The organism is Enterobacteriaceae endosymbiont of Donacia versicolorea (assembly GCF_012570965.1).
GTDB lineage: Bacteria > Pseudomonadota > Gammaproteobacteria > Enterobacterales > Enterobacteriaceae.
The window spans coordinates 48031-69486 of sequence record NZ_CP046214.1; the positions used below are offsets into that span (position 1 = coordinate 48031).

At 18.8% G+C, this 21456-nt stretch carries 20 protein-coding genes and 2 tRNA genes; 13 read left to right on the top strand and 9 right to left on the bottom strand.

Features of this window, described 5'->3' with window-relative positions; translation table 11 throughout:
- Positions 1 to 7: 7 nt before the first annotated feature.
- The 4 genes from leuC to dapA all read left to right on the top strand — a co-directional run bounded on the left by leuC (position 8) and on the right by dapA (position 3713).
- Positions 8 to 1408 carry a 3-isopropylmalate dehydratase large subunit gene (gene leuC / locus GJT89_RS00250; protein ID WP_168894560.1) on the top strand — a complete coding sequence of 467 codons (1401 nt, stop codon included), beginning with the start codon at positions 8 to 10 and terminating at the stop codon, positions 1406 to 1408.
- 14 nt (positions 1409 to 1422) lie between these two features.
- A complete protein-coding gene (gene leuD / locus GJT89_RS00255; protein WP_168894561.1) occupies positions 1423 to 2022 on the top strand; it encodes a 3-isopropylmalate dehydratase small subunit in 600 nt (199 codons plus the stop codon).
- Between the two features lie 20 nt (positions 2023 to 2042).
- Positions 2043 to 2711, top strand: coding sequence for an adenylate kinase family protein (locus GJT89_RS00260; RefSeq protein ID WP_168894562.1), 669 nt, complete (start codon positions 2043 to 2045; stop codon positions 2709 to 2711).
- A gap of 123 nt (positions 2712 to 2834) precedes the next feature.
- On the top strand, positions 2835 to 3713 hold the full coding sequence (dapA, locus tag GJT89_RS00265) for a 4-hydroxy-tetrahydrodipicolinate synthase (protein ID WP_168894563.1): 879 nt from the start codon (positions 2835 to 2837) through the stop codon (positions 3711 to 3713).
- On the opposite strand, the gene glyS is transcribed toward dapA, so the two are convergent.
- Complete coding sequence (gene glyS / locus GJT89_RS00270) at positions 3705 to 5774, bottom strand: glycine--tRNA ligase subunit beta (RefSeq protein WP_168894564.1); 2070 nt, start codon at positions 5772 to 5774, stop codon at positions 3705 to 3707. The two genes, dapA and glyS, sit on opposite strands and share 9 nt — an antisense overlap.
- A 29-nt stretch (positions 5775 to 5803) precedes the next feature.
- Positions 5804 to 6682: a glycine--tRNA ligase subunit alpha gene (glyQ, locus tag GJT89_RS00275; protein WP_168894565.1), complete on the bottom strand. Its 879-nt coding sequence runs from the start codon at positions 6680 to 6682 to the stop codon at positions 5804 to 5806.
- Between the two features lie 206 nt (positions 6683 to 6888).
- On the opposite strand from glyQ, the gene GJT89_RS00280 reads away from it, so the two are divergent.
- The 3 genes from GJT89_RS00280 to rplY are packed head-to-tail and all read left to right on the top strand — an operon-like array spanning position 6889 to position 9154.
- Positions 6889 to 7827, top strand: a complete 939-nt coding sequence (locus GJT89_RS00280; protein WP_168894566.1) for a cation diffusion facilitator family transporter — start codon at positions 6889 to 6891, stop codon at positions 7825 to 7827.
- Between the two features lie 43 nt (positions 7828 to 7870).
- Positions 7871 to 8833: a 6-phosphofructokinase gene (pfkA, locus tag GJT89_RS00285; protein ID WP_168894567.1), complete on the top strand. Its 963-nt coding sequence runs from the start codon at positions 7871 to 7873 to the stop codon at positions 8831 to 8833.
- 33 nt (positions 8834 to 8866) lie between these two features.
- On the top strand, positions 8867 to 9154 hold the full coding sequence (gene rplY / locus GJT89_RS00290) for a 50S ribosomal protein L25 (protein ID WP_168894568.1): 288 nt from the start codon (positions 8867 to 8869) through the stop codon (positions 9152 to 9154).
- Positions 9155 to 9197: 43 nt separating this feature from the next.
- Here rplY and dapB read toward each other — a convergent pair whose 3' ends face one another.
- Genes dapB through ileS form a run of 3 tightly spaced genes read right to left on the bottom strand, consistent with a single transcriptional unit; the run spans position 9198 to position 13235 of the window.
- Positions 9198 to 9971, bottom strand: coding sequence for a 4-hydroxy-tetrahydrodipicolinate reductase (gene dapB / locus GJT89_RS00295; RefSeq protein ID WP_168894569.1), 774 nt, complete (start codon positions 9969 to 9971; stop codon positions 9198 to 9200).
- A gap of 23 nt (positions 9972 to 9994) precedes the next feature.
- Positions 9995 to 10474, bottom strand: coding sequence for a signal peptidase II (lspA, locus tag GJT89_RS00300; RefSeq protein WP_168894570.1), 480 nt, complete (start codon positions 10472 to 10474; stop codon positions 9995 to 9997).
- Positions 10449 to 13235 (bottom strand): isoleucine--tRNA ligase, encoded by a 2787-nt coding sequence (gene ileS / locus GJT89_RS00305; RefSeq protein ID WP_168894571.1) that lies wholly within the window; start codon positions 13233 to 13235, stop codon positions 10449 to 10451. Before ileS ends, lspA begins: the two co-directional genes overlap by 26 nt.
- Positions 13236 to 13450: 215 nt before the next feature.
- Between ileS and rpsT the strand changes: the two genes are divergently transcribed.
- The 3 genes from rpsT to gpmA are packed head-to-tail and all read left to right on the top strand — an operon-like array spanning position 13451 to position 14823.
- Positions 13451 to 13714: a 30S ribosomal protein S20 gene (gene rpsT / locus GJT89_RS00310; protein WP_168894572.1), complete on the top strand. Its 264-nt coding sequence runs from the start codon at positions 13451 to 13453 to the stop codon at positions 13712 to 13714.
- Between the two features lie 28 nt (positions 13715 to 13742).
- Complete coding sequence (gene erpA / locus GJT89_RS00315; protein ID WP_168894573.1) at positions 13743 to 14084, top strand: iron-sulfur cluster insertion protein ErpA; 342 nt, start codon at positions 13743 to 13745, stop codon at positions 14082 to 14084.
- A 37-nt stretch (positions 14085 to 14121) separates the two neighbouring features.
- Positions 14122 to 14823, top strand: a complete 702-nt coding sequence (gpmA, locus tag GJT89_RS00320; protein WP_168894574.1) for a 2,3-diphosphoglycerate-dependent phosphoglycerate mutase — start codon at positions 14122 to 14124, stop codon at positions 14821 to 14823.
- Positions 14824 to 14830: 7 nt separating this feature from the next.
- Here gpmA and pta read toward each other — a convergent pair whose 3' ends face one another.
- Both pta and GJT89_RS00330 read right to left on the bottom strand, forming a co-directional pair.
- Complete coding sequence (gene pta / locus GJT89_RS00325; RefSeq protein ID WP_168894575.1) at positions 14831 to 16963, bottom strand: phosphate acetyltransferase; 2133 nt, start codon at positions 16961 to 16963, stop codon at positions 14831 to 14833.
- 47 nt (positions 16964 to 17010) lie between these two features.
- Positions 17011 to 18216: an acetate kinase gene (locus GJT89_RS00330; RefSeq protein ID WP_168894576.1), complete on the bottom strand. Its 1206-nt coding sequence runs from the start codon at positions 18214 to 18216 to the stop codon at positions 17011 to 17013.
- A 169-nt stretch (positions 18217 to 18385) separates the two neighbouring features.
- Between GJT89_RS00330 and GJT89_RS00335 the strand changes: the two genes are divergently transcribed.
- Together GJT89_RS00335 and GJT89_RS00340 are read left to right on the top strand one after the other, a co-directional pair.
- Positions 18386 to 18457: transfer RNA gene (locus GJT89_RS00335), tRNA-Cys, on the top strand.
- 21 nt (positions 18458 to 18478) lie between these two features.
- Positions 18479 to 18564 (top strand) — tRNA-Leu (locus tag GJT89_RS00340).
- A gap of 12 nt (positions 18565 to 18576) precedes the next feature.
- Here GJT89_RS00340 and GJT89_RS00345 read toward each other — a convergent pair.
- The gene (locus tag GJT89_RS00345; RefSeq protein WP_168894577.1) at positions 18577 to 19035 is read right to left on the bottom strand and encodes a CvpA family protein; all 459 of its coding nucleotides are present in this window, start codon (positions 19033 to 19035) and stop codon (positions 18577 to 18579) included.
- Positions 19036 to 19240: 205 nt separating this feature from the next.
- Positions 19241 to 20068, bottom strand: coding sequence for a tRNA pseudouridine(38-40) synthase TruA (gene truA, locus GJT89_RS00350; protein WP_168894907.1), 828 nt, complete (start codon positions 20066 to 20068; stop codon positions 19241 to 19243).
- 168 nt (positions 20069 to 20236) lie between these two features.
- Here truA and GJT89_RS00355 point away from each other — a divergent pair, with 168 nt between their 5' ends.
- Positions 20237 to 21451, top strand: a complete 1215-nt coding sequence (locus GJT89_RS00355; RefSeq protein ID WP_168894578.1) for a serine hydrolase — start codon at positions 20237 to 20239, stop codon at positions 21449 to 21451.
- Positions 21452 to 21456 lie beyond the last annotated feature (5 nt).

Genomic DNA, 21456 nt, shown 5'->3' on the forward strand with positions numbered 1-21456 from the left:
TATAAATATGGGAAAAACATTATATGAAAAAATTTATAATAGACATATTATTTTAAATATAAGAAATAATACAAATCTATTATATATTGATAGACATTTTATACATGAAGTTACTTCACCACAAGCTTTCCAAAGTTTAAAAAATAAAAATAGAAAAGTTTATAAACCAAATAAAACATTTGCTACTATGGATCATAATGTATCAACTAAAATTAGAGATATTAAAGCATCGGGAAATATAGCACAAAAACAAATGGAGATACTTATACAAAACTGTAATGATTTTAAGATAAGACTATATGATATTTATCATCCTTTACAAGGAATAGTACATGTTATAGGTCCTGAACAAGGAATTACATTACCTGGTATGATTATTGTGTGTGGTGATTCACATACTTCTACCCATGGAGCTTTTGGTTCATTAGCTTTTGGAATAGGAACTACAGAAGTAGAACATGTTTTAGCAACACAAACTTTAAAACAAAATATTTCTAAAAACATGTTAATAAATATTAATGGAAGTATACCAAATAATATTACTGCTAAAGATATCATCTTATCAATAATAAAAAAAATAGGTATTAGTGGGGGTAATGGATATGTTATTGAATTTTCTGGAAATGTAATAAAAGAACTTAGTATGGAATCAAGAATGACAATCTGTAATATGTCTATTGAAATGGGAGCTAAATCAGGATTAATTGCACCTGATAACACTACTTTTTCATATTTAAAAAATAAAAAATTTTCACCTAAAAATAAATTATGGATACAAGCAGTAAAATATTGGAAAACTTTATATAGTGATGTAAATGCTAAATTTGATAAAATAATAAATATTAATATTTCAAATTTATCTCCTCAAATTACTTGGGGTACTAATCCAGAACAATCAATTAGTATAAATGAATATATACCTTTAATAAATTCTTATAAAGATAAAAATAAGAAAAAATTAGCAATTAAGGCTTTAAATTATATGAATTTATATGAAGGTAAAAAATTAATTAATTTAAAAATTAATAAAGTTTTTATTGGTTCTTGTACAAATTCTAGAATCGAAGATTTAAGATTAGCTGCTAAAATAGTTTTTGGTAAAAAAGTTTTTTCTAATGTTACAGCTATAGTAGTTCCCGGTTCTAATTTAGTCAAAAAACAAGCTGAACAAGAAGGATTAGATAAAATTTTTAAAAATTCTGGTTTTGAATGGAGATATCCTGGTTGTTCAATGTGTTTAGCAATGAATAATGATAAATTAAAACCTGGTGAAAGATGTGCTTCCACAAGTAATCGAAATTTCGAAGGACGTCAAGGAAAAAATAGTAGAACACATTTAGTTAGTCCTATTATGGCTGCAATAGCAGCTATATATGGTTGTTTTGTAGATATAAATAAAATTTTATAAAAAAATAAAAAATTATGAAAAAAAAATTTCAATATAATGGTATTATTGCACCATTAAATATTTCAAATATTGATACAGATGTTATTATACCTAAACAATTTTTACAAAAAAATGATAAAAAAGGATTTGGCAAATATCTTTTTAATGATTGGAGATATTTAGATAGTAATAATAAAATAATTAATCCAAGTTTTATTTTAAATAAAAAAGAATTCCAAAATTCAAAAATTTTACTAACTAAAGAAAATTTTGGTTGTGGATCTTCAAGAGAACATGCTCCATGGTCTTTATTAGATTTTGGTTTTCATACTATTATTGCATCTAGTTATGCAGATATATTTTATAGTAATGCAATTAATAATAAATTATTGTTAATAACTTTAGAAAAAGTAATAATTAATAAATTATTTTGTATTGTAAATAAATATCCTGGAATTAGTTGTAATATTAATTTAATTTCTAAAAAAATTAAAATAAATAATAAATTTTTTAGCTTTAATCTTAATAAAGAAATAATCAATTTTATTGTAAATGATTTAGATCAAATAGATTTAACTATGAAACATTCTAAAAAAATTTACATGTTTGAAAAAACATATTTTAATTTTTTTTAAAAATATAAGAAATTTATAAAATGCGTATAATTTTATTAGGACCTCCTGGAGTAGGTAAAGGAACTTATGCTAGATTTATATCTGAAAAATATAATTTACCTAATATTTCTATAGGAAATATATTAAGAAATTTTATTTTAAATAATAAAAATTCTTATTTAACTTCTAAAATAAAAAAATTCATTAATCAAGGAAAAATGGTTACTGATTCAGTTATAATTAAAATAATTAAAAAAAGATTACAAAATATAGATTGTAAACAAGGATTTTTATTAGATGGATTTCCTAGAAATATTTTACAAGCAAATATTTTAATAAAAGAAAGTATAAAAATTAATATTATTATTGAATTCTATATACCAAAAAATCAAATTATAAAAAGAATTTTAGGTAGAAAAATACATGAACCTTCAGGAAGAATATATCATAAGATATTAAATCCTCCAAAAATTAAAAATAGAGATGATATAACAGGAGAAAAATTAATAACTAGAATAGACGATAATATTATTACAATTAATAATCGTTTAAAAGAATATTTAATACAAACTAAACCATTAATTTATTTTTATAAAAAAAAATTATTTAAAAAAAATTTTTTTTATAAAAAAATAAATAATATGTCATCTATTTTAAATGTACAAAAAAAAATAAATAATTTTTTAAATTTAATTAAAGAAAATAAATAAAAAAAATTTAATTTTAATTAATTAAATTAATAATTAAATATTTATAAACATAATAATTTGTTTATTTATTTTAAATTTGTTATTATAAATAAATAATAAATATGAAAATGGGTTATGATCTAAATGTTCACCGGAAATATTGTAGCACTTATAACTCCAATGGATATTAAAGGTAACATTTGTAAAATAAGTTTAAAAAAACTTATTCAATATCATATTAATAGTGGTACAAAAGCAATTGTTGTCGTAGGAACAACAGGTGAATCAGCTACTTTAACATATAATGAACATATTAAGGTAATAATGTATGCATTAGATTATTCAGAAAATAAAATACCTATTATTGCTGGTACTGGATTTAATGCTACATCTAAAAGTATAGCAATGATTTCTATTCTTGAAAATTCTGGTATTATAGGATGTTTAAATGTTACGCCATATTATAATCGTCCAACACAAGAAGGTTTATATCAGCATTTTAAAAAAATTGCAAATAATACTAAATTACCACAATTATTATATAATGTTCCAATCAGAACTGGATGTGATTTGTTACCAGAAACAATTTATAAATTATCCAAAATTAAAAATATAGTGGGTATAAAAGAAGCTACAGGAGATTTGTCAAGAATAAATAAGATTAAAAATCTTATTAAAAAGAAGTTTTTTTTAATTAGTGGAGATGATAAAACTTCTTTTGAATTTATGCAATTAGGTGGAGATGGGGTTATATCAGTTACTGCAAATATTGCAGCTAAAATAATGAAGAAATTTTGTGACTATATAAAAGAAAAAAAATTTGATAAAGCAAAAAAAATTAATCAAGATTTAATTAAATTACATAATCAATTATTTATTGAATCTAATCCTATACCCGTAAAATGGGTTGCAAAAGAAATGGGATTAATAAATAATGATACAATGAGATTACCAATGACTCCACTTACTAAGTGTAATAAAAAAATTATTAAAATAACATTAAAAGAATTGAATTTAATATAAATTTTCAAGATTAGTTATTATTAACAAATATTTTTTTATATTATATAATATTGTAATTCTATTACTTTTAATTATTTTATTTTTATGATTAATTATTACTTTTTTAAAAAAAGTATCTATAGGATAATAAAGTTCTGATAAAATTAATAATATATTATAATATTGATAATTTTTAATTTGAAATTTTAAAATTTTAGATAATTTTTTGATATAATTGACTAAGATAATTTCTTCTTTTATCTTTAGTAAAGAATAATTAATTTGATAATTATAGTTAACGTATTTTTTATTTTTTAATAAAATTTTATTAATTCTTTTATTAATAAAAATTAATAAAATACTTTGTTTTTTTTCTACTTTAAAAAATTTATCTAAAGCTTTTATTTTATAATCTAAAATAATTAATTCATTAATTTTATAATTTAAAACAGAATAAATAATTTTTTTATTATAACCTAATGATAAATACCAGCTTTTACATCTGTTTTTTATAAAATTTATTATTTTTTCTAATACTTGTTTTTTATTATTAAAATTTTTTTTATATAAAAATAAACTCAAATAAATTAATTTATTTAAATTAATTTGTAATTTATTTTCTATAATAATACGTATAACATTTAATGTTATTATTTTTAAAGCAAAAGGATCTTTATTACCCGTTGGTAATAATGAAATACTAGCAATTCCTACTAAAGTATCTATTTTATCTGAAATAAATAAAATACAAGAAATAATATTTTTAGTAATTAAATAATTTTTTTGATATTTATATAATTCTTTAATAGCTTTTATTACATTTTTATTTTCTTGATTATATTTTGCATAATACATTCCTATAATACCTTGTAATTCAGGAAATTCATAAACCATTTGTGTCGCTAAATCACATTTAAATAATTTACTAGCTCTAACACAATATTTTATATTAACATTAAATATTTTTGCTAAATATTTAGATATTTGTTCTATACGAAGAGTTTTTTCAAATAAATTACCTAAACTTTTTTGAAAAATAATATTTTTTAATTTATTTAAATATACTTCTAATTTTATTTTTAAGTCATTTTCAAAAAAAAATTTAACATCTTTAAATTTTGATTTAAGAATTTGTTCATGACTATTTATAATCATTTTATAATTATTTGTTTCAATATTTATTAATACAATAAAATTAGATAATAAATGATTATTTTTATCATATAAAGGAATATATTTTTGACATTTTTCCATAACATATACTAATATTTCAGATGGTAAAAATAAAAATTTTTTATTAAATTTTCCTAATAATAAAATTGGCCATTCAACCATAGAAGTTAATTCTTCTAAAAAAATATTAGTTATCTTTGTATAACTATTTAAATTATTTGTGATTTTTTTAATTTTATTAATAATGATATTTTTACGCTTAATAAAATCAACTACTACTTTACCTTGTTCAAATAATAATTTTTCATAATCTAATGCATTTTTTAAGATTATTTTTTTTTTACACATAAATCTATGTCCTAAAATTATATTATTAGATTTAATATTTAATATATTTTTTCTAATATTTTTTTTATCTAAAACAAATACTAAATTTCTAATGGGTCTAATAAATTTAAAAATATCTTTATCCCAATACATAAAATTAGGAATAGAAGAAATTTTTTTTAAAGAATTTATAACCATTTTTGTTAATAAATTTTTAATATGTAATCCTTTTATTATTTTTTTATAAAAAACATAATTTTTTTTATAAAAAATATTTTTTATATCATGTATTTTTTGTTTTTTTATCCAAAATTGCACTTTATCAATTAAAAAAATATTTTTTTCATTAGAAATATAAGGACCTTTAATAATTTTAATAAAATTTTCTTGTATAACATTTAAATGAAATATTTGTATAGCAATTCTTCTTGAAGTTGCAAAACATTTTAGAATTTTATATTTAAAATTATTTTTTTTTAATTCATTTTCAAAATTTTTTTTAATTATTTTAGATATTTTTAATAAATAGATAGAAGGTATATCTTCTATTCCTATTTCTAGTAATAATGTATTTTTATTCATAATAATTATATTACCTAATTAATAATTTCTTATTTTATATAATTGTAATATTTTGTTACAATTAATTTTGTCATATTATGTAATTTTAAAATATATCTTTGTCTTTCCGTATGTGATAAAAAATGTCTTGATTCTAATAAATTAAAACAATGAGATGCTTTTAAAAGTTTATCATATGCTGGTAATATTAATGGTAATTTTAATTTTAATAAATAATTTATCTCTTTTTCGTAATGTTTAAAAGAATAAATAAGAAAATTTATATCTGCATATTTAAAATTATAAATAGATTGTTCTATTTCATTTTGTTTAAAAATATCACCGTAAGTAGTATAAGAACTTTTATTCTCACTCCAAATTAAATCAAATATATTTTTTACATTTTGTAAATGCATACTTAACCTTTCTAAACCATAAGTAATTTCTCCAGTTATAGGATTACATATTAAGCCACCCATTTTTTGAAAATATGTAAATTGAGTTATTTCCATTCCATTTAACCATATTTCCCATCCAATACCATAAGCACCTAAAGTAGGATTTTCCCAATTATCATTTATAAAACGAATATCATTATTTTGTAAATCTAATTTTAATTTTTCTAAAGATTTTAAATATAATTTTTGAATATTACTAGGAGGAGGTTTTATTATTACTTGGAATTGATAATATTGTTGTAATCTATTAGAACTTTTTCCATATCTCCCGTCTGCTGGTCGTCTTGATAATTGTATGTAAGCAATTTTTATAGGTTTTTTACCTATTGTATATAAACATGTCATAGGATGTGATGTTGCGGCACCAACCTCTGTATCAATAGGTTGAATTATATTACAACCTTGTTTTGACCAAAAATTTTGTAAAATAAATATCATTCCTTGAAATGTTTTTTCATTTAATTTTTTCATTTAATTTTTCATTTTTTTAAAATTAATTTAAAATTTAAATAATAATTTAATTATTATATATAATTTTTTATAAAAAAATATAAATTAAAATTTAACATATTTTTTATAGAATAAAAATTAATGTTAAAGTAATCTATTATTCTTAAAGTTTAAAAAATATTTATTTATAGTAAATTATAAAATTTTAATAGGAATAAAGTATAAATATGAGTAATATTTCTCAAAAAATATCTTTTAAAAAAAGTGAAAATGAATATAATAAATTAATAACAAAAGCAACAAATTTAGCAATATTATTATCTTTAACATTATTAATTTTAAAATTAATAGCTTGGTGGCAAACAAAATCGGTAAGTATGTTAGCTGCTTGTATGGATTCTTTAGTAGATATTATGTCTTCAACAATTAATTTATTAATTATATATTATTCTTTACAACCAGCGGATTTAGAACATACATTTGGTCATGGAAAAGCAGAATCATTATCTGCATTGGCACAAAGTATATTTATTTGTATAACAGCTATTTTTTTATTTTTAAATAGTTTAAAATATATATCTCATCCTGCAGAATTATATTATCCAATTATAGGTATATTAGTTATAATTATTTCATTTTTTTTAACTTTAATTTTAGTTATTTTTCAAAAAAAAGTAATTAAAAAAACAAACAGTCAAGCAACTCATGCTGACATGATTCATTATGAATCAGATATTTTAATTAATAGTGCTATTTTATTTGCTTTAATTTTAAATTTTTTTAATATTAAACAAGCTGATTCAATAATAGCATTAATTATAAGTTTATTTATTTTTTTTAATTCTTTTAAAGTAGGATATAAAGCAATACAATCTTTGTTAGATAAATCATTACCAGATAATGAAAAAAAAATAATAATAGATATAATAACTTCTTGGCCTAAAGTTATGGGTGCACATCAATTAAAAACAAGACAATCTGGTCCTACTCGTTTTATACAACTTCATTTAGTTTTAGAAGATAATTTACCTTTATTAGAATCGCATTCAATTTCAAAAAAAATAGAGAATGCTTTAAATAAAAAATTTCCTTACTCAGATATAATTATTCATCAAGATCCATATTCTATTGTATCTAAAAAGTATAAAGGATTTTTTAAAAAATAATTAAAATTCATATAATAATTATATATTATTGAGGTAATATAATATGATTCAGAAAATTGGTGTTCTTACTAGTGGAGGAGATTCTCCAGGAATGAATGCTGCTATAAGAGGTGTTGTTAGAACAGCAATAGTAAATAATATCGAAGTTTTTGGTATATGTAATGGTTACTTAGGTTTATATAATAATAATATTATAAAATTAAATAGACATAGTGTTTCTGATATTATAAATAGAGGAGGAACTTTTTTAGGTTCAGCTCGTTTTCCTAAATTTAAAGATAAAAAAATACGTTCTATTGCTATAAATAATATGAAAAAACACGGTATTAACGCATTAGTTGTAATAGGAGGTGATGGAACATATATGGGGGCTAAATTATTAACAGAAATGGGATTTCCATGTATAGGGATTCCAGGTACTATTGATAATGATGTAGTAGGAACTGATTATAGTATAGGTTATTTTACAGCTTTAGAAACTATTGTACAAGCTATTGATAGATTAAGAGATACATCTACTTCACATCAAAGAATATCTATTGTAGAAATTATGGGAAGAAAATGTGGTGATTTAACTTTATCAGCAGCAATTGCTGGAGGTTGTGAATTTTTTGTTCTACCAGAAATTAATTATAATAAAAATGATTTAGTAAAAGAAATAAAATTAGGTATAGCTAGAGGGAAAAAACATGCAATAGTATTGATTACAGAATTTATTTGTGATATTAATAAATTAGCTAAATATATTGAAACTAGAATTAAACGTGAAACTAGAACTACAGTTTTAGGACATATACAAAGAGGTGGTTCTCCAGTTGCATTTGATCGTATTTTAGCATCTCGTATGGGTAATTATTCTGTTGAATTATTATTTAAAGGTTATGGAGGTAGATGTATAGGAGTACAAAATGATAAAATGGTTCACCATGATATTATTGATGCTATTTTAAACATGAAAAAAATTTTTAAGAAAGATTTATTAGATACAGCTAAAAAATTATTTTAATATAAAATTAATAAATTATAAATAGAGATATATATGAATAATATTCACTTCTTTAAAAGAATAAATACAGGAAAAAAATTTAGTAGAAAATTACGAATTAATAATAAGTTTCCAGCTATTATTTATGGTAAAAAAATGAAAGAAATACCAATTTTTATTAATAATAGTGAAATAATAAATATTAATTTTAAAAATTTTTTTGAAAAAAAATTTAAATTAATAAATGAAAAGAATGAAATTTTTAAAGTAAAAATTATGGATATTCAATATCATCCTTATAAAACTACTAAAATTTATCACATAGATTTTTTATTTATTTAATAAGAAATTTTAATTATTAAATCATTTTTTTTAAATAAGAAAATTATATTTCTAATATATCTTGCATATTATATATACCTTTTTGTTTATTACTTATCCAAATAGCTGCTTGTATAGCTCCTTTAGCAAAGGATATTCTATTTGATGCTTTATGTGTTAGTTCTATTTGTTCTCCTATAAAAGAAAATAAAATATTATGTTCACCATATAAATCAGCTGCTCTAATAGAATGAAAATTAATTTTTTTTATAACATTATTTTTTTTTAAAACATGTAATATAATATCTTTTATAGATAACGCAGTACCAGATGGTAAATCTACTTTATTTTTATGATGTTTTTCGATTATATCTATATCTAGATCTTTTTGTTTATTTTTACAAAAAATTTCAGTTATATTTTCTATTATTTTAAATAAAATATTAATTCCCTGACTAAAATTAGAAGATAAAACAACCGCTATTTTTTTTGATATTTCTTTTATTATTATTTTTTGTTCGTTATTAAAACCAGTTGTTCCAATAACAATTTTTTTATTATATTTTTTACATATATTAATATTTTTTATTGTAGAATATGGATTTGTAAAATCTATTAAAACATCAAATTTATTAATAATATTCATTATATTATAATCTATTTTTATAAAATTTGATTTATATAAAATTTTATTTAATAAATTTAATTTTGTTTTTTTTTCTAAAAGACAACTTAATAAAATATTATTTTGTTCTTCATTATTTAAAACTTTTAATATACTTTGTCCCATACGTCCATTAATACCCGATATTGCTAAACGAATCTGATTATTTTTCATAATAAAAAACCTATTATATTATTTTATTGTGATATGTAATAATTAATCATTAAAATAAATATACCAATAAATATTAAAATATCTGCAATATTAAAAATTGGCAAATGATAACTATAAATATGTAAATCTATAAAATCTATTACAAAACCATAATTAATCCTATTAATTATATTACCTAATAATCCACTAATTATAAAATTATAAGATAATGAATTATCTTTATATCTTATACAAAAAAAAATTATAATTAAAATAATAATATTTATTATTAAAAAAATATTATTAAAATAATTATTTTTAAAAAGACCTAAAATTATTCCATAATTTTGTAAATAAATAAAATTTAAATAAGATTTAACATAATAACAATTATATAATTTTATATTATTAATAATATAATTTTTACTAATAATATCTATTGTAACTAATATAATTATATTAAATATATTTAATAAATTAATTTTTTTAAGAAAATTATCAAATAAATAAACGTTTTTCACCATTTCCTAATGTATTTAATTTACAACGATCACAAATATCATCAAAAATATTTTTAGTATAATACCAACATCGTTTACATTTTGAATATTTAGATTTTATAACTTTAAATTTTTTTATTAATTTTATACTAAATTTTTCTGCATATTTAAAATATCTAATTTTAGATACTAGTAATAAAAAACGTAATTCTTTACCTAATAAAATTAATTTTTTATAAATATCATGATTTACATACACAGTAATATCAGCTTCTAAAGAACTTTTTATAATTTTTTTATTTCTAGCATATTCAATAATTTTATTTATTTCATTTTTAAAAATAAAAATATCATTCCAATAATCATTATTCATTAAAGATTTTGATGATAAATAAAATAATTTAGAATACCATTCTTCTGTAAAAATATATTTTTTTCTTAATCCAGGTATATAATTCCAAATTTCATGTGCTGTAAAAGAAAGTATCGGAGATATCCATCTAACTAATGATTCAATAATCATATATAGACTTGTTTGACAACTTAATCTTTCTATACTCTTTTTTTTAAATGTATATTGTCTATCTTTAATAAGATCTAAATATATAGAACCTAAATCTATAGAACAAAATTGCATAATTTCTTGAATAACATTTTGTATGTTATAATTTTTATAAAAATAAATAATTTTTTTTTGAACCATTTTAGTTTTATGGATAATCCATTTATCTAAAATTAACATTTGTTCTTCTTTTATTATATCTTTTACAGGTATAAAATCATATAAGTTAGATAATAAAAATCTTGCTGTATTACGAATACGTCTATAAATTTCTGTAATTCTTTGTAAGATATTTTTAGAAATACTTACTTCATTATAATAATCTGTAGATGCTACCCATAATCTTAGAATATCACTACCTAAAATATTAACTATATTTTGTGGTTTAATAATATTTCCTAAAGATTTAGACATTTTTTTCCCTTTATCATCTACGGTAAATCCATGACTAATAACTTTTTTATAAGGAGAAATTTTATCTATAGCTGCAGAAATAATTAAAGAAGAAATAAACCATCCTCTATATTGATCTGTTCCTTCTAAATATATATCAACTTGTTTTTTATATAATCCATTTATTTTTTTTATAATAACATTATAACTAGATCCAGAATCAAACCAAACATCTAAAATATCAGTAACTTTTTCATAAAAGATAGCATCTTTACCTAAAAATTTTTTAATATCTAAATCCCACCATTCTTGTATTCCTTTTTTTTCTACCATACATGCTATTTTTTTTATAAATTCTATAGAATTAATATGTATTTTTTGTGTTTTTTTATTAATAAATAAAGGAATTGGAATACCCCAAGTCCTTTGTCTAGATATACACCAATCAGGTCGTTTTTCTAACATATTAAACATTCTATTAAATCCCCAATCAGGAATCCATTTTACTTTTTTTATTAATTTTTTTGTTAATTCTCTAATATTATTTTGATCCATACTAATAAACCATTGTGGTGTAGAAATATAAATTATTGGTATTTTATGACGCCAGCAATATGGATATTGATGTGTATAATCTTCTAATAAAAATAATGAATTTTTTTTTTCTAAAATTATTTTAATTATTTTTTCTGAAAAAAAAATATTTTTTCCATCTAATTCAGGATGTATATTTTTTATAAAAAATCCTTTTTTATCAATAATATTTTTATCTAAACATTTTATATTTTTTTTATTGCATATATTATAATCTTCTAATCCATGATTAGGAGCCATATGTACAATACCTGTTCCAGATTTTTCTGAAACATTATTACTAGTAATTATATACGAAATATTATTATTAATAGGATTTTTTGCTTTAATATTATTTTTAATAAAATTTTTACCTTTTATTTCTCCTATAATTTCCCAATTTTTAATTTTAGCTTTTAACATAATTGTGCTAACTAAATTTTTTGCTATTATAATAATATTTTCATCAATTTTAATAAATTGATAATAAATTTTAGGATTTAAAGCAAGAGCTTTATTAGCTGGTATAGTCCAAGGTGTAGTTGTCCATATTAAAAATGAAATATTATAATTTTTAATTTCTTTATTTAAAATTTTATCTAAAAATTTTGTATTAATAATTTTAAATTTAATATAAAAAGTTAGTGATGTTTTATTAATATAATCAACTTCAGCTTCAGCTAAAGAAGAAAGACATTTTGTACACCAATATACAGGTTTTTTCCCTTTATATATATGTTTATTTTTTATCATTTGTCCTAAAGTACGAATAATATTTGCTTCAGTTTTAAAATCCATAGTTAAATATGAATTTTCCCAATCAGCAATTATTCCTAATCTAATAAAATCTTTTTTTTGTTGAATAATTTGTTTTAAAGCATAATTTCTACACTCAATTCTAAATTGTCTTTTAGAAATTTTTTTATTTTTTAATATTTCTTCTACTTTTTGTTCTATAGGTAATCCATGACAATCCCAACCAGGTATAAATATAGTATAATATCCATCCATGTTTTTAGATTTAATAATAATATCTTTTAAAATTTTATTAAAAGCATGTCCAATATGGATATTTCCATTAGCGTATGGAGGACCATCATGCAAAATAAATTTTTTTTTATTTTTTTTACTATTTAATATTAATTTATATAAATTATCTTTTTTCCATTGTTTTAATATAATTAATTCATTTATTACCAAATTAGCTTTCATTGGAAATTTTGTTTTTGGTAAATTTAAATCAAATTGATTTTTCATTCTAATCATCTTTAAATATTTTATATTTTAAAAATTATGTTTTAATATTATTTATATTAATTAATAAATAATATAAATTTTTATTTAATAAAAAAATTAATAAATACAAAATTAATTTTATTTATATAAAGATATTATATATAATACTATATTATGTAAATATATAATTTTTATAAAATGTTAATAAATAAATTAGAAATTTAAAGGTTTTTTATATGGCAAATACAAAATCATCTAAAAAAAGAATTTTAAAATCTGAAAAAAAAAGAAAATATAATATTAATTATCGTTCTATGTTACGTACTTTTATTAAAAAAGTTAATAATGCTATATCTAATAAAAATATAAAATTATCCCAGAAAATATTTAAAATAACACAATCTATTTTAGATAGACAAGTACAAAAAGGGTTAATTCATAAAAATAAAGCATCTCGTTATAAATCTAAATTATATAACAAAATTATGAATATTACTTAATTATTATTAATTTTTATATATTAAAATAATGAAAAATAAATTAATTAATGAACCGATAATTTTAACTAAAAGAGCTTTAAAAAAAATAAAAAAATTATTTTATAATAATAAAAATGTTAATTTTAGAATATTTATTATAGGAGGAGGATGTAGTGGATTTAAATATGATTTTATGTTAGATAAAAAAATAAAAAAAAATGATATTATCACAAATACATTAGGAATAAATATTGTAATAGATAAAATAAGTATTCAATATTTATACGGGAGTGTAATTGATTATATTGAAAATATTGAAGAATCTAAATTCATTATTAAAAATTTACGTATGAAAAATACATGTAGTTGTGGTTCTTCATTTGATATTTAATATAAAAATATAGATTTTAAAAAAAGGATAAAAATTTATGTCTAATACAAAATTAGTATTATTACGTCATGGACAAAGTGAGTGGAATAAAAAAAATTTATTTACTGGTTGGCGTGATATTAAATTATCAAAAGAGGGAAAAATTGAAGCAATACAAGCAGGAAAAATGTTAAATAACTTTAATTTTAAATTTGATTATGCTTATACTTCTGTATTAAAAAGAGCAATATATACTTTATGGTTTGTTTTAAAAGAATTAAACCAATTATGGATTCCTGTAAAAAAAACATGGAGATTAAATGAAAGACATTATGGATCTTTACAAGGAATGAATAAAAAACAAATTTTAAAAAAATTTGGAAAAGAACAAGTTCAAAAATGGCGTCGTAGTTTTACTACTCAACCACCATTATTATCAATAGATGATCCTAAATGGGAAAGATTTGATTCTAAATATGCAAAATTAGATGATTATCAATTACCTTTATCAGAAAGTTTATCTACGACTTTAAAAAGAGTAATTTATATATGGAAAAATGATATATCACCTAAAATTATAAATGGAGAACGTATTCTTATTGTTGCACATGGAAATTCATTAAGAGCTCTAGTTAAATATATAGAAAATATCAATGATAAAGATATTGTAAATTTAAATATACCTACTGGTAGTCCTATTATTTTCGAATTTAATAATCAATTAAAATTTCAAAAAAAATATTATTTAAATGATATATAAATTATATTTAATTTCTTAATTTAGTTTGTATAACTGTTGCTGCTATTGTATAGATTATGTCTTCTACTGAAGAACCTCTTGATAAATCATTAATTGGCTGATTAATACCTTGTAATATAGGTCCTATAGAAACAGTATCAGATGTTCTTTGTACAGCTTTATAAGTAGTATTTCCAGTATTAAGATCTGGAAAAATAATAATATTAGCATTACCAGCAACTAAAGAATATGGTGCTTTATGTTTTCCAATTTTTTCTATTACAGCAGCATCATATTGTAATGGACCATCTATCATTAATGTAGGAAATTTATTTTTTACTAGTTCAGTTGCTTTACGTACTTTTTCTACTTCTATACCTTTACTAGAATTACCTGTAGCATATGAAATCATTGCTATTTTAGGAGAAGTTATATTAAATATTTTACTAGTTTCCCAAGATTGTATTGCAATTTCTGCTAATTGTTTATAATTAGGATTAGGATTAATAGCACAATCACCATATATTAATATATTTTTAGGTAATAACATTATAAATATTGATGAGATTATAGAAAATCTTGGTAAATTTTTAATAATTTGTAATGCAGGTTTAATAGTATTAGCAGTTGTAGTATTAGCTCCAGAAACTATACCATCAACTTCTTTTTGTTTTAACATCATAGCAGATAAAACCATATTATCTTTTAATAATTTTATTGCTTCTACTTCATTTAATGATTTATGTTTTCTTATATACATTAATTTTTCTATATAATTATTCCTAATAGAATCAGGATCAATAATATTAATATTAGTTAAATTTAGATTATATATTTTAGCTATTTTATAAATTTTATCTTTTTTACCTAAAAGAATACAATTAACAATATTTTTTTGAGAACATATTGAAGCAGCTTGAAGAATACGTATTTCATCACCTTCTGGTAATAAAATAGTTTTTTTTAATTTACTGGCTTTTTCTATTAAATTATATTTAAAAATATATGGAGATATATAAAATTTATAATTTTTATTTTTTTTTAAAAAAAATTTTTCTGGAATATATGGTGAAATATATTTAATAATATTAAATATTAATTTATTATCATATATAGGAAAGGAATATTTGTAAATATTTTGTAATTTTGAATATATATCATAGATGTTATTTTTTATATATAAAATAGTTATTTTATTAATTTTAGCAAGTTTTATAATTTTTGAAAAAAAATAATTGGTATTATTAACTAATGTAATATCAGTAAATAATATACTATTACAAAAAATATTTTTAGATATTATATTATAAATTTTTTTTATACTTTCTATATCATTTATAGAAATGATAAATAAAGATTTATTAAAAAAATTTTTTTTTATAAAAAAAAATTTATTAAAGAACAAAATATATTTAATCCTATTATATACAATATTAATTGTACTACATTTTAAATAATTACAAATATATTTTAAATTAATTCCAAATATAAAATTTTTTAACCATGGAATACATACTATATTATCATTTAATGATATCAATGTATTATGAATAATTTTTTTATTTTTTAATTTATTTTCTTTAAATATATTTAAATTATAAAAAAAAGGATTATAATTTTGATCATCATATACTTCTTTAATAAAAAAAGAAATTTTTTTTATATTGTAATTAAATAAATTATTTTTAAATAAAATATTAATTTTAGATTTAATTTTTTTTAAAGTCTCATTTTTTAAAAATATAGATGTAATAAATATTATTTCTGGATTAAAAATATTTGCTATATCACAATTTAATTTAAATAAAAATTGTTCTATATATATAGAATGCATACCTTCTATAAAAAAAATATCTGTATTATTTATATTTTGAAAATAATTTTTAATTATATCATTTATAATATTGTTATATTTAATAGTATTATTAAATAAATTAATATCATTTATTTTTAAAGAATTTATTAATTTAATATTAGGATAATATTTTTTTAAAATAGAATTAGTATGGTTAAAATTATATTTTTCTATTTGAGAAATTGGTTTAAAAAATTTACATTTTAATTTTTTATTTTGTATATTATTTAATAATCCTAAGTTTATACTAGTAAAAAAATGTTCATCTATATTTAGAGGTATAGACATAATTACTTTTTTTAGCATAATTGTTTACCTTTTTTCATTTTATAAATTTTATTAAATTAATCTTGTTAATTATTAATAATTTTAAATGTATCTTGTGCAATCATAAGTTCTTCATTTGTAGGTATAACTAGTATTGGAATACTATTTACAGTATTAATTAAACCAGATTTACCATGTATCATTTTATTATTTAATTTTTTATCAAGAAAAATATTTAAAATTTTTAATTTTTTTATTGTTTTTTCTCTTATTAAAATACTATTTTCTCCTATTCCTCCTGTAAAAATAATTGCATTAATTTTTTTTTTTATTAAAATACTATAAGAAGCTATATATTTAGATAAATAATGTATAAATATTTTAATAGCTTTTTTTATTTCTAGATTTTTTAAATAATTTTCTTCAAGATATCTAAAATCACTGGTTATATTTGTTAAACCTAACATACCTGATTTTTCAGTTAAAATTTTATAAATTTTATCTATATTAATAGATAATTGTTTATTCATATAAAAAATAATTGCAGGATCAATATTACCACATCTTGTCCCCATTACTAAACCTTCTAAAGGAGTTAACCCCATAGAAGTATCAATACTTTTACCATTATTTATAACAGTTACAGAAGACCCATTACCTAAATGACATGAAATACAATTAAATATATTAAAAGGTATATTTAACATTTTAGCAGCTATCATAGATACATATTTATGACTTGTACCGTGAGCTCCATAACGACGTATTTTATATTTTTTATAAAGTTTTATAGGTAAAGCATATAAAAACGATGTTTCAGGTATTGTCTGATGAAAAGCTGTGTCAAATACAGCAACTTGCTTATTTTTTAATTTAGGTAAAAGTTTTATTATTTCTTTAATACCTATTAACTGAATAGGATTATGTAAAGGAGCAAAAATTGATGCTTTTTCTATTGCTTTAATAACTTTTTGATTAATTATTACAGAATGTGTAAATTTTTCTCCTCCATGAACTATACGATGACCTACTGCTATTATATTATTATATAATAATGTATTTTTTTTTAAAACTTTTTCTACTAAATAATTCAATACTATTTTATGATTAGTTTTTTTATTAAATTTTACTTTTTTTTTAATATTTTTAGTATTCCATTTAATATAAGAATTCTTATTTTGAAAACATTCAGCTAAACCATAAAATAATACTTCTTTTTTTAAAGGGTTTATAATTGAAAATTTTAAAGAAGAACTACCACAATTAATAACAAATACTAATTTTTTTAACATATATTTTCCTAAAAAAGTATTATATAATTATTAATGTATTATTTTATTATATATAAAAAATAATATATATATATATTATTTTTTAATATAATATATATTATTTTTTGGGATTAAAAATAAAAATAATATATACATAATTTTTAATATAAGTTATTATAAATAATAATATGGCGCATTGGCAGAATGGTTTATGCAGAGGATTGCAAATCCTTTTATTTCGGTTCAACTCCGGAATGCGCCTTTTTAAATATTTAAGAATTTTGCCCAGATGGTGGAATTGGTAGACACAAGGGACTTAAAATCCCTCGGCATGTTATTGCTGTGCGGGTTCAATTCCCGCTCTGGGTATAAAATATATTACTAAAAATATTTATACTTTTGTAAAATATTATGAAAATAAATAAATACTAATGGTTTTTGTTTAATCAAAATATCATTATATAAATCTTTATCAAAATTATTTAAAGAATATAAAAAAAATAAAATAATAAAACATCCTTTACAAAATCCAAAAAATAATCCTAATATTTTATTAAATATATTTAAATTATAATATTTTATTTTTTTATTTACATAATTATTAATTATATACCCTAATGATAAAGATAATATAAATGATATAAGGAATAAAAAAATTTTTTTAAAATACAAATTATTAATTATTGTATTTTTTATATAAAATAAATGATAAAAATATTTTTTAGATAAATAAAACGATATAAACCAAATTAATATCGTTAATATTTCTTTTATAAAACCTCTAAAAAAACTAAATAATGAAGATAATATTATTATTAATATAAATAAATAATCAATCATAAACATATTTTTTTTTATATTTAAAATTATAATTAAGTTATTTTATCTTTTTAATGTTCAAAAGAATATAAAAATTTTTAATATTCAAATAATTTTATTTTTTTTAAATAAGAATTTTATTTTAGAATAAAATTCTATATTTTTATATATTTTTATTTTAAAATAATAAAAAATATTATTTTATTTAAAAAAATAATATTAATAATTAAATTAATTTTTTTAAAAAAATATATGAATTCCAATTAAAATAAGGAATACAAAAATGTTTTGGATATTCAACTTCTACTAAAAATAATCCATCTGGTTTAACTGTTGCAGCAGCTTTAGTTCTATCTTTAGTTTTAATTAATTCTAATATCCAATTTTCTTCTTTTTTCCCTAGTCCTATTTCTAATAAATTACCTACAATATTTCTAACCATATGATATAAAAAAGCATTTGCTTTTATATCAATTAAAATATAGTTGCCATATTTTTTAATATTACAATTAATAATTTTACGAAAAGAAGATATATTTTGTTTATTACTAGATTTAAAAGAAGTAAAATCATGTTCTCCTAATAGATATTTTATTGCATTTTTCATTTTTATAATATTTAAATTATATTTGTATGAAGTAACTAAACCATTTAAAACAGCTGATCTATATGAATTATTATATATAATATAAAAATACCTACGTGATAATGCACTAAATCTTGCATGAAATTCTTTTTTTACTGATATTAACCAATTTATAACTATGTCTTTTGGTAAAAGACTATTAATCCCTAAAATCCAAGATTTTTTTTTTCTAAAAATATTTGTTTCAAAATGAATAACTTGTCCTAAACTATGAACACCTATATCAGTTCTACCCGCACAAATAATTTTTACATTATGATTAGCAATTTTTGAAATAGCATTTTCAACACATTCTTGTATAGTTTTTTGATAATATATTTTTTGTTTTTGCCATCCATAATAATTTTTACCATTATATTCAACTCCTAATGCAAACTTATATTTTTTTTGAGATTCAATTTTTATCATTATTTTATTTATACCTACATATTTTTTCAAAATTTTATTTTACTAAAATTTTAGTTACATTTTTTTTAAAATTATATAAAATAACATTTTTAATAAACATTATTTAATCATTTTTGATAATCTTAATTATAAAAAATATAATATATACTTATATATGAGTAAAATATAATGAAAATACGTAAAAAAATTAACAAAAAAATTAATCAAATTACAAAATTAATTATTACCATACTTACAATATATTCTACAATAATATATGCTCATGAAAATATATTCAATATTTTACCGCAACCAAGTATTGGTGCTAAATCATATATTTTAATAGATTATAATACAGGAGTTATTTTAACAGAAAAAAATAGTGATGAATTTCATAAACCAGCTAGTCTTGCAAAAATTATGACTAGTTATGTAATCTCTCAAGCTATATCAAAAGGAAATATACATCGTCATGATGATGTTGTTGTTAGTAAGAATTCTTGGGCAACAGGTAATGAAGAATTTAATGGATCTTCATTAATGTTTCTACAAATTGGAGATCATATTTCTGTAGAAAATTTAATAAAAGGAATTATTTTACAATCAGGAAATGATGCTTGTGTAGCTATAGCAGAATATATATCTGGAAATCAAGAAAAATTTGTAAATTTAATGAATTTTTATGCAAAAAAAATAGGATTAAAAAATACTTGTTTTAAAAATGTTCATGGATTAGATGAATCTGGACAATATACTACAGCAAAAGATATGGCTATTATGGGAAAAGTATTAATTCGTGATTTTCCTTATGAATATTCTATTTATAAACAAAAAAGTTTTACTTTTAATCATATTTTTCAAAAAAATCGTAATTTATTATTATGGGATAATACTTTAAATGTAGATGGTATTAAAACAGGGCATACTGAAAATGCTGGCTATAATATTATAGCTTCTGCCACAAAAAATAACATGAGATTAATTGTTGTTATTTTAGGTGATAAAACAGAACAAGATAGAAGGAAAAATAGTAAAAAATTATTAAATTGGGGTTTTGAAACTTTTCGTACAATTAATCCTATAAAAAAAAATCAAAAAATTGCATCTATCCCTATTTTATATGGAAAATATAGTTCTGTAAGAGTAGGAATTAAAAATAATGTTTATTTAACAATTCTTAAAAATCAGGAAAAAAAAATAAAAATTTTATATCATATTAAAAATAATAAAATATTAGCTCCAATATACAAAAATCAAGTATTAGGTAGTATGACTTTTATAATTAATAATCATATAATTGGAAAATATTCATTAGTTTCTTTAGAAAATGTTTCAAAAGGAAATATTTTTATTTGTTTACTAGATTATATAAGATTATTAATAAGTAAATGGATTCATCAATAAAAATA

What these genes read in the sequence shown, in the direction of transcription:
- leuC (WP_168894560.1), top strand. Translation starts at nt 8, where the DNA reads ATGGGAAAAACATTATATGAAAAAATTTATAATAGACATATTATTTTA.
- leuD (WP_168894561.1), top strand. Translation starts at nt 1,423, where the DNA reads ATGAAAAAAAAATTTCAATATAATGGTATTATTGCACCATTAAATATT.
- GJT89_RS00260 (WP_168894562.1), top strand. Translation starts at nt 2,043, where the DNA reads ATGCGTATAATTTTATTAGGACCTCCTGGAGTAGGTAAAGGAACTTAT.
- dapA (WP_168894563.1), top strand. Translation starts at nt 2,835, where the DNA reads ATGTTCACCGGAAATATTGTAGCACTTATAACTCCAATGGATATTAAA.
- glyS (WP_168894564.1), bottom strand. Translation starts at nt 5,774, where the DNA reads ATGAATAAAAATACATTATTACTAGAAATAGGAATAGAAGATATACCT.
- glyQ (WP_168894565.1), bottom strand. Translation starts at nt 6,682, where the DNA reads ATGAAAAAATTAAATGAAAAAACATTTCAAGGAATGATATTTATTTTA.
- GJT89_RS00280 (WP_168894566.1), top strand. Translation starts at nt 6,889, where the DNA reads ATGAGTAATATTTCTCAAAAAATATCTTTTAAAAAAAGTGAAAATGAA.
- pfkA (WP_168894567.1), top strand. Translation starts at nt 7,871, where the DNA reads ATGATTCAGAAAATTGGTGTTCTTACTAGTGGAGGAGATTCTCCAGGA.
- rplY (WP_168894568.1), top strand. Translation starts at nt 8,867, where the DNA reads ATGAATAATATTCACTTCTTTAAAAGAATAAATACAGGAAAAAAATTT.
- dapB (WP_168894569.1), bottom strand. Translation starts at nt 9,971, where the DNA reads ATGAAAAATAATCAGATTCGTTTAGCAATATCGGGTATTAATGGACGT.
- lspA (WP_168894570.1), bottom strand. Translation starts at nt 10,474, where the DNA reads ATGGTGAAAAACGTTTATTTATTTGATAATTTTCTTAAAAAAATTAAT.
- ileS (WP_168894571.1), bottom strand. Translation starts at nt 13,235, where the DNA reads ATGAAAAATCAATTTGATTTAAATTTACCAAAAACAAAATTTCCAATG.
- rpsT (WP_168894572.1), top strand. Translation starts at nt 13,451, where the DNA reads ATGGCAAATACAAAATCATCTAAAAAAAGAATTTTAAAATCTGAAAAA.
- erpA (WP_168894573.1), top strand. Translation starts at nt 13,743, where the DNA reads ATGAAAAATAAATTAATTAATGAACCGATAATTTTAACTAAAAGAGCT.
- gpmA (WP_168894574.1), top strand. Translation starts at nt 14,122, where the DNA reads ATGTCTAATACAAAATTAGTATTATTACGTCATGGACAAAGTGAGTGG.
- pta (WP_168894575.1), bottom strand. Translation starts at nt 16,963, where the DNA reads ATGCTAAAAAAAGTAATTATGTCTATACCTCTAAATATAGATGAACAT.
- GJT89_RS00330 (WP_168894576.1), bottom strand. Translation starts at nt 18,216, where the DNA reads ATGTTAAAAAAATTAGTATTTGTTATTAATTGTGGTAGTTCTTCTTTA.
- GJT89_RS00345 (WP_168894577.1), bottom strand. Translation starts at nt 19,035, where the DNA reads ATGATTGATTATTTATTTATATTAATAATAATATTATCTTCATTATTT.
- truA (WP_168894907.1), bottom strand. Translation starts at nt 20,068, where the DNA reads ATGATAAAAATTGAATCTCAAAAAAAATATAAGTTTGCATTAGGAGTT.
- GJT89_RS00355 (WP_168894578.1), top strand. Translation starts at nt 20,237, where the DNA reads ATGAAAATACGTAAAAAAATTAACAAAAAAATTAATCAAATTACAAAA.